General features: G+C 44.4%; 8 protein-coding genes. 1 reads left to right on the forward strand and 7 read right to left on the reverse strand.

From position 1 onward, the window contains the following. Nucleotides 1–138: 138 nt before the first annotated feature. The 4 genes from L5L94_RS18810 to L5L94_RS18825 all read right to left on the reverse strand — a co-directional run bounded on the left by L5L94_RS18810 (nt 139) and on the right by L5L94_RS18825 (nt 4,020). Nucleotides 139–717: a porin family protein gene (locus tag L5L94_RS18810; protein WP_105251308.1), complete on the reverse strand. Its 579-nt coding sequence runs from the start codon at nt 715–717 to the stop codon at nt 139–141. Nucleotides 718–1,332: 615 nt separating this feature from the next. Continuing rightward, nucleotides 1,333–2,184, reverse strand: a complete 852-nt coding sequence (locus tag L5L94_RS18815; protein ID WP_198573080.1) for a class I SAM-dependent DNA methyltransferase — start codon at nt 2,182–2,184, stop codon at nt 1,333–1,335. A gap of 140 nt (nt 2,185–2,324) precedes the next feature. Next, nucleotides 2,325–3,101: an EAL domain-containing protein gene (locus tag L5L94_RS18820; protein ID WP_113940061.1), complete on the reverse strand. Its 777-nt coding sequence runs from the start codon at nt 3,099–3,101 to the stop codon at nt 2,325–2,327. Nucleotides 3,102–3,306: 205 nt separating this feature from the next. Beyond that, nucleotides 3,307–4,020 carry an oxidative stress defense protein gene (locus tag L5L94_RS18825; RefSeq protein ID WP_263164537.1) on the reverse strand — a complete coding sequence of 238 codons (714 nt, stop codon included), beginning with the start codon at nt 4,018–4,020 and terminating at the stop codon, nt 3,307–3,309. A 417-nt stretch (nt 4,021–4,437) separates the two neighbouring features. On the opposite strand from L5L94_RS18825, the gene rimO reads away from it, so the two are divergent. Beyond that, nucleotides 4,438–5,856 carry a 30S ribosomal protein S12 methylthiotransferase RimO gene (gene rimO, locus L5L94_RS18830; protein WP_105251304.1) on the forward strand — a complete coding sequence of 473 codons (1,419 nt, stop codon included), beginning with the start codon at nt 4,438–4,440 and terminating at the stop codon, nt 5,854–5,856. Between the two features lie 238 nt (nt 5,857–6,094). On the opposite strand, the gene fumC is transcribed toward rimO, so the two are convergent. The 3 genes from fumC to L5L94_RS18845 form a co-directional block, all read right to left on the reverse strand. After that, nucleotides 6,095–7,498, reverse strand: coding sequence for a class II fumarate hydratase (fumC, locus tag L5L94_RS18835; protein WP_263164539.1), 1,404 nt, complete (start codon nt 7,496–7,498; stop codon nt 6,095–6,097). 198 nt (nt 7,499–7,696) lie between these two features. Further along, a complete protein-coding gene (locus tag L5L94_RS18840; RefSeq protein WP_263164541.1) occupies nt 7,697–7,921 on the reverse strand; it encodes a ribosome alternative rescue factor ArfA in 225 nt (74 codons plus the stop codon). 148 nt (nt 7,922–8,069) lie between these two features. Continuing rightward, nucleotides 8,070–8,275, reverse strand: a 206-nt coding sequence (locus L5L94_RS18845) for a transposase (protein ID WP_259574827.1), incomplete at its 5' end; no start/stop codon positions are given.

Here is an 8,275-nt window from a genome sequence, read left to right on the forward strand (position 1 = left end):
AATTATATTGTTGTTTATAAATGGCTGCCAATACTTCTTATTAAATCCAATAACATCTACCATCAAGATAAAGTAAAAAAGGCGTGACACTTAAAGTATCACGCCTTAATAATTATGATTTGTTGATGAGATTACTAATTAGAAGCGATATTCAACACCAATACTGGCTTGATTAAAGTCTGTATCTGTTTTTCCGCCATTGGCGACGCTATCGACATTAATATCTGCATCATACCAAGTGTACTCAGCATTAATTAAAAATCGATCTGTGACTTTAAATGCCACACCGGCGCCGGCGAATACACCTTCACCATCGTCATTGCCAGAAAAACCGACGACGTCATAATCTGTCGAATACCATAACTGACCACCTTTAGCATATAGCTCAACTCGGTCTGCAATGGGAAGCATGACTTTAAGGGCTGCCGTATAACCATCGGTTTCGGCATTTGCTAAACCATTACCATAATCACCAAAGTTAATATAACTACCTTCAAGAGCAAGGTATTTATTGAACTTATAACCAACAAGGCCCTGCATTACATCACTATTATCATCAAAATCATCATCGCCATCGACTTTTAAATAACCGTAGTTAGCGCCGACATAGATTCCGTTTTCTGCGGCATCACTGTTGCTCATGTTATCTGCATGAGAATATGCACTAAAAGAGGCTAAAGAAATAATGGCAGCTAAAGTAAGAATGGGGTTTTTCATAAAGTACTCCTAGTTAATTATTTAAATACACTAAGGACACTACAAAAATAATGCCAACCTCGCAAAACCACACTCAGATCAATACACAATTAAAACAATAACCTTACTTATCAATACCATAGATTTATTTTAATATTTTAAATTCGAGTTAACTATTTTTATAAAACACATGAAACTTTTTTCATACTTACACTAAAGCCGTGCTAATTCTGTCTTAATGTATTTATTGCCTGTGAAATTGTAACTATTTCATAGGCAACAAAATAAACATACAAAATCATTACATTTAATTAATTTCATTATCATTTCTATTGTGCGACTTATTTATTAAAGCAAGTTTATTAAAGCAAGCTTTAACAGGAATACTGTGCCGCAGCGTTATGAATAAGAGTCATGGATGACGAACTGATTATTAAGCATGGACGTTATTTGGCAAGGAATATCCAAAAGGGGAACTGGTACTTTCCCCTTTGGTCGACTCTTGATGAAAAATCAAGAGTGAAGCCTACAACTTTAATTTGGCTTTAAATAAAAACAGACTGAAAGAGAAGCGAGATTTAACAAGTCACACTGACATTATGAGCAGACCTTCTGTTATCAAACTTCAACAGAAGGTCAAATCTTCACACAAACAAACAGCGCATTACCTGATGCTAAATCCCACGGGACAATTCTTTCATAATCGTGTTCGAAAACATGCACTTCAAAATAAGGTGCTAACAGTTCCTGCAGCTCAGTGAAGCTGGTAGCGACCATAGCATGTTGGTCTTGCCATTGCTCAATACTGTGGACTTCTTGTAAACCCACTTCTTGCAAACCTGCGGCGTGTAACCCAGCTTCCAGCGAGCCTAAGCCTTTCATATCAGAGACAGGTAAAGGCGAGACCTCAGCAAACGGCTGACTGCTTTTGGCAATACTCAACTTTAATGACTGTTTCTCACCTTGCCCACTGTAATGCCAGCCGGATTCGAAGGCGAAATGGCTACCATCAAACTCAGCAAAATGCTTAACCGAACTTGTGTTATCGATTCTGTGCTTATCGACAGTATTAAAACAAAATAGCCCACCGTCATTAAGTGCGCTATGCACACTGGCGATACAGCTTTTAAGGCGTTCGATGCAAGCACTGTAATGGATGGAGTATAAAAAACAGGTAATCAAATCGACGCGCTCTTCTAAATAAAAAGCCGTCATATCTTGGAGGTTAAACTGAGCTTCTGGACAACGACGCATGGCCATGTCTAGCATAGGCTGATTGATATCTAGGCCACTGCACTGATAACCAAGGTCGATAAAATGCCGCACATGCGGACCGGTGCCACAGGCTAAATCAAGATGTTGCTTACCATTATTACCGAGGAACTGATGCAGACGATGGATACTCGCGCTCTGTTGATGGTAGTTGATATCGGAACACATTAAATCGTAATAACCGGATAAATCGGTATAGAGCGCGTTGGAAGACATAGTAGCGAATAGGTAACAAGGGCAATTTTAGGTGGCGCATGATATATCAGTTAGCCGATATCAGAAACAACGAATTATCCATCGAGTCTTAGCACGTGTTATCACTCTAATCGTGCAACGATATCAATCCACCTCACCATTTACTTTGGGGCGTGAAAGCTCAGCTCTTCATAGGAACTTAAATATTCGAGTTGTGGTTTGGCAAAATAATACCCCTGAAAATACTCAATCCCTATTCCAGCGAGATAATTAAGTTCGGCTTCAGTCTCAATGCCTTCGGCCAAAACTCTTGTATTAAGCTCTAAACAAATACGCAGTATTTCATCCACGGCTAACTGCTTTTCTCTATCAAGATCGATATCACGGATCAAGGTCATATCAAGTTTTAATACTTGAGGGCGCAGGGCTTCGAGCCAGCTTAAATCAGCAAAACCACTGCCAAAATCATCGATTGCCGTGATAAAACCACGCTTAGCATAGCTCTCGAAGATACGGACTAATTTTGCCCGATCGACAATTTGCTCGCCCTCAGTCACTTCGAACATAATTTTGTGAATATCAAACCCATACATGTCGGCGGCTTCAATCGTCGCGCGGATACAGGTCTCAGGATTATATACGGCATTAGGTAAAAAGTTGATACTGAGCATCTTATCGAGTCCCAGCTTTGAAGCGGTTTCTATCGCTTTAACACGGCAAGCCTGATCAAAATAGTATTTATTATTTTCATTAATCCGCTCAAACACCCACGCAGCCCCTTCACCATCAGGGCCTCTGACCAGGGCTTCATAACCGCTAATCTCACGACTAGGCCAATGGATAATAGGTTGAAATGCCATTCGAATTTCAAATCCTAATGACTTACCACTTAAGCAATCCATGCAAGTTTGTTGCTTTATTCGAGCGGGAAAATCCATAAACGGCCTCCTAAACATTAACCTTACTAGTGTGAGGATAAATACTTAAATTTGCCAGTTTTTACTGTTCATCATCCTAATAAAATCCATCACATATTAGAGTGAAGAATGCTATTTCCAAAAATATAAAACGATTGTAAACGGCATAAAAAAATGGATGAATCCCAATAGGAGCTTCATCCATCACCATATACCTCAGACTGATTTACTTCAGTTTATAAACCACTTCAACTCTATCTTCTATGCTCACTTGGCCGTACTGATAGCTCTCGGCGGCGCCCATGGCATCGGCTTTAGCGCTCATGCGTAACATGACCGGTTGCACAGGGCGTTGATCGTAATAACGGATCTGCCAAATCTTACCGAGATTTTCACCAAAGCCTTTAGCCAAAGATTCGGCTTTTTGTTTGGCATCCACAATCGCGGCTTGACGTGCTTTGGCGACGTATTCAGCTTCTTTGCTCGACTTAAGGGCGATGTTATTGACCCGATTCATGCCCTCTTCTAAGGCAGAATCTAAAATAGCATTCAAGCGGCTTAAGTCTGTTACCGTCACGGTAATTTGGCGACTGGCAGTATAACCCGTCAGCTCTGGCGCTTTATCCTGCACATAGACGTATTGCGGTTGAAGATTTAAATTCGCGCTCTGGATCTGATCTTTAGTCACACCCGCTGCGGTGAGACGGGCGATAAACTTAGCCACGGCGGCATCGGAATTATCCTTGGCGGCTTTAGCGGTTTTTTCGGTCACGGCCACTTCCACATTCACATCCGCCATATCGGGCTCGACTTGGATTTGACTCACACCCATGGTTTCAATATGCGGGAAATCGACCTCAGCGGCGAGCACTGCTGGCGCCATAAACACGCTAGAAAAAAGACCACCCGCCACCAATACCGCTAAAAGAGATTTTTTCATAACTTACTCCAAAATAATGTGCTTATACCTAAACCACTTCAAATAGAACGCATATTCAAAACGAGACGGCTAAAACGACTGTGTCGCTTATTTAGCGCTTAGGCTATCAGTAAAAAGTGCCAATACTTGTGCCAATATGTAACAGCATCAAGAAATTGTCTCTTGCCCCTATAAACGCGGCCAATTTTAAAAAGGGTTAATTTTTCTGAAAAATGTTTAGCGCTTTTTATCCAGATAAGTTCGACCTTGGATCTTTGGCTTATCTTCCTATATCCACACCCAAAATAGGCCTTAGGGTTAACTGGCATATTCAGCGCCCCAGTTGTACACTTTTCAGCCAAAGCTACTGTACCTTTTAATCACTTCAGGTATAATCCGCCAACTTTTTTAAGGCGGCTTATACCTCAGCGAGAAACCATGACAGTTGAAACTTTTAAACCCAAGCAAACGACCACGCTTGATATCCCAGTCAAAACATTAGAAGCAGCAAGCACTAATGCTGTTACCACTGGGAATCGCATCGGTTTCGTGTCTTTGGGCTGCCCAAAAAACCTCGTGGATTCAGAGCGTATTCTGACTCAGTTACGCATCGACGGCTACGAAGTCACTAACAGCTACGACAATGCCGACTTAGTTATCGTCAATACCTGCGGCTTTATCGATGCTGCGGTGGAAGAGTCTCTGGATGCTGTGCGTGAAGCCTTAGAAGAAAACGGCAAAGTGATCGTCACTGGCTGCCTTGGCGCTAAAGAAAACCAAATCCGCGAAGTGCACCCTGATGTGTTAGAAATCACTGGCCCACACAGCTACGAAGCGGTGTTGAAGCATGTTCACAAATACGTGCCTAAGCCAGAGCACAACCCTTTCACCTCATTAATCCCACAAACTGGGGTTAAGTTAACGCCTAAGCATTACGCTTATTTAAAGATTTCAGAAGGTTGCGACAACCGTTGTACTTTCTGCATCATCCCTTCGCTACGTGGCGATCTCGACAGCCGCCCAGCGGGCAGCATCTTAGATGAAGCTAAGCGTTTAGTGGAATCAGGCGTACAAGAAATTCTAGTTGTGAGCCAAGACACCTCGGCCTACGGCAAAGACAAAGGCGGTCGTACCGATTTTTGGAACGGTATGCCAGTCAAGCAAGACATTACTAGCCTAGCGCGCCAACTGGGTAAAATGGGCGCTTGGGTGCGTCTGCATTATATCTATCCCTACCCATGGGTTGACGATTTGATCCCCTTGATGGCCGAAGGTTTGATTCTGCCGTATTTGGATATTCCAATGCAGCATGCAAGCCCGCGCATCCTCAAGATGATGAAGCGTCCAGGCCGTGTTGACCGTCAGTTAGAAGCGATTCAACGCTGGCGTGAAATCTGCCCAGATCTGGTGATCCGCTCAACCTTCATCGTCGGCTTCCCAGGTGAAACCGAAGAGGATTTCCAAATCCTGCTCGATTTCTTGAAAGAAGCTCGTCTCGACCGCGTAGGTTGCTTTAAGTATTCTGAAGTCGATGGCGCTGTCGCCAACACTATCGCCGAGCTTATCAGCGAAGAAGTGAAAGAAGACAGATACCACAGATTTATGGAACTCCAAGCCGAGATCAGCGCCGAGCGTTTGGCCCGTTTCGTTGGCCGTACTTTAGATATTCTGATTGACGATGTCGACGAAGAAGGCGCCATTGGCCGCAGCTTCGCCGATGCACCAGAAATCGACGGCATGGTGTTTATCAATGGTGAAACTGAACTTGAGCCAGGTATGTTGGTTCGTGCCCGCATCACCCATTCAGACGAACACGATCTGTGGGCCGAAATAGTCGACGCTGACACCCAAGACTAAGCCGTTCTGATATAGGACAGGCTATGACTCAAAAAGCGAACCTCTGGTTCGCTTTTTGTTTTTATCATTTCGTAAGCATTAACACTGCGAATGCTTCACCATCCTTACTCCACTGTTTGGCCTCACTATCTCATCACACTGTTTCTTTTTCATTATATTGGCTCACTATCTTGATTCATTGCCTGCCTCAATTTCGCTGATTTATCAGCAGCTAGGATGAGACGTTTTGAATTAAGCATTAAGCATCGGGTCCCAACATCTTATTGGCATCGACCCAAAGCTCGAATTCTTCTGCCGTGACAAACTCAAGTTCTAATGCCGCTTGGCACAGTGTCTTATGCTCGCTATGGGCTTTTTTGGCTATCTTAGCGGCCTTTTCATAACCGATATGTTGATTCAGCGCCGTCACTAACATGAGTGAATTTTCCACATGCAGCGCGATTTGTGGCTCGTTCGCCACTATGCCGACCACGCAATGATCGCGAAACGATTGGCAAGCATCCCCCAATAAGCGCCCAGATTGCAGCACATTGGCGATAATCATCGGCTTAAACACATTGAGCTCAAACTGACCATTGCTGCCGCCAATCCCAACGGCGACATCATTACCCATGATTTGCGCGCACACCATAGTCATAGCCTCGACCTGAGTAGGGTTCACTTTTCCCGGCATGATCGACGAACCGGGTTCATTTTCAGGCAGTAATAACTCACCAATGCCGCAGCGCGGGCCAGAACCTAACATCCTAATATCATTTGCGATCTTCATTAAACTAACCGCCGCCACTTTATAGGCCGCCGATAGGGCGACTAATTCATCGTGGGCAGCAAGGGCAGCAAACTTATTCGGCGCCGTCACAAAGGGCAAACCCGTGAGTTTTGCGATATTGTCCGCCACCTTAACGGCGTAATCCTTGTGTGTATTCAGCCCAGTGCCGACGGCGGTCGCACCTAAAGCTAACTCGGCCACCCGCTTGAGACTATGCTCAATGCCTTCGATGGCATGACTTAACTGCGCGGCATAACCCGAAAACTCTTGGCCTAACGTTAACGGTGTTGCATCCATAAAATGTGTGCGACCGATTTTGACTAGGTGCACAAACTCATCGGCCTTATCCTGCAAGCTCTGCTGCAATAACCTCATGCAGGGCAAAACGAGCTCAACCGCTTGGCGATAAGCGGCAATGTGCATGGCGGTGGGAAAAGTATCGTTGGAGGATTGCGAGCGGTTAACATCATCATTGGGGTGCAAGCATTTAACCGCATCGATAAGTTGACCACCCGAGAGCACATGGCCGCGATAGGCAATCACCTCATTGACGTTCATATTGGTTTGCGTGCCCGAGCCCGTTTGCCAAATCACTAAAGGAAATTGCGCATCAAGTTCGCCTGCAATCAGCTCATCGCACACTTGGGCAATCAGTTGAGCTTTATCTTGGTGCAAGACGCCAAGTTGTTGATTGGTGATAGCGGCGGCTTTCTTTAAATAGCCAAAAGCGTGGATCACTTCGACAGGCATAGATGCCTCAGCACCAATACGAAAGTGCTGCCGCGAACGCTCGGTTTGTGCGCCCCAATAACAATCGGCGGGGACTTTCACCTTACCCATAGTGTCGTGTTCAACTCGATATTGCTGTGCCATGTGCATCTCCTTCGCTAAAACGCTCTAAGCGTTCACCATACTCGCTCAGGGCGAAAGTACAATTAACCTCCAACAAGGAGTATCAATAATAAGGCTGATTTAAGCGTAAAGATTGGCGTAAAGGCAGGTGGAGGAGCATGAATTGGCAGAATTAACGAGGCACTAACACAGCAGACTAAAGCAGCGAACTAAAGCAGATTAAAAAAAGCGCAGACCTAGAAAGTCAAAAGGGGCATCGCCCTTGTGCTGATGCCCCTTTCGGTTTTGTGCCTTACGGTCGTATGACCCTTTGCCCTTTTTCGCTTTCTCGGTGCGGGTCCTAAACAAGGGACTCGTCACTAACGCTTTAAGTGCGTTGTCGGTAATGGTGCCTCGACCACTTTCGTGTTCTAAGGGCATATTTTGCGGTTTTTGCTTAGTCATTTTATGCCTCACTGCTTAATGAAAGTTAAGCCCATAGCCTAACAGCGCAAACTATAACGCAATCAAATCAGATGTACAGAGTTTGTGCACTCCAACATAAAAAATGACTTTGACTAGGGTCTGTTGATCTTTGCTGTACAAATGTTGTTCAGCAATACATCGGCAGCCACATTAACATAAACGCCAGTGACACCATACTGGCGTAATTTCTTGCTAGCTTGTCATATCTTGTTGATATTGCTCGATAGTGCTTAATTCTTCCAAAAGCATTCTCCACTAAATGTCGATACCGATATAAGCACCAATCGACTCTTTCTTGAGGTGTATTCTTATAGCGGCGCCTTGGAATAACAG

This window comes from Shewanella sp. SM21, from assembly GCF_025654335.1.
Classification (GTDB): Bacteria; Pseudomonadota; Gammaproteobacteria; order Enterobacterales; family Shewanellaceae; genus Shewanella; species Shewanella oncorhynchi.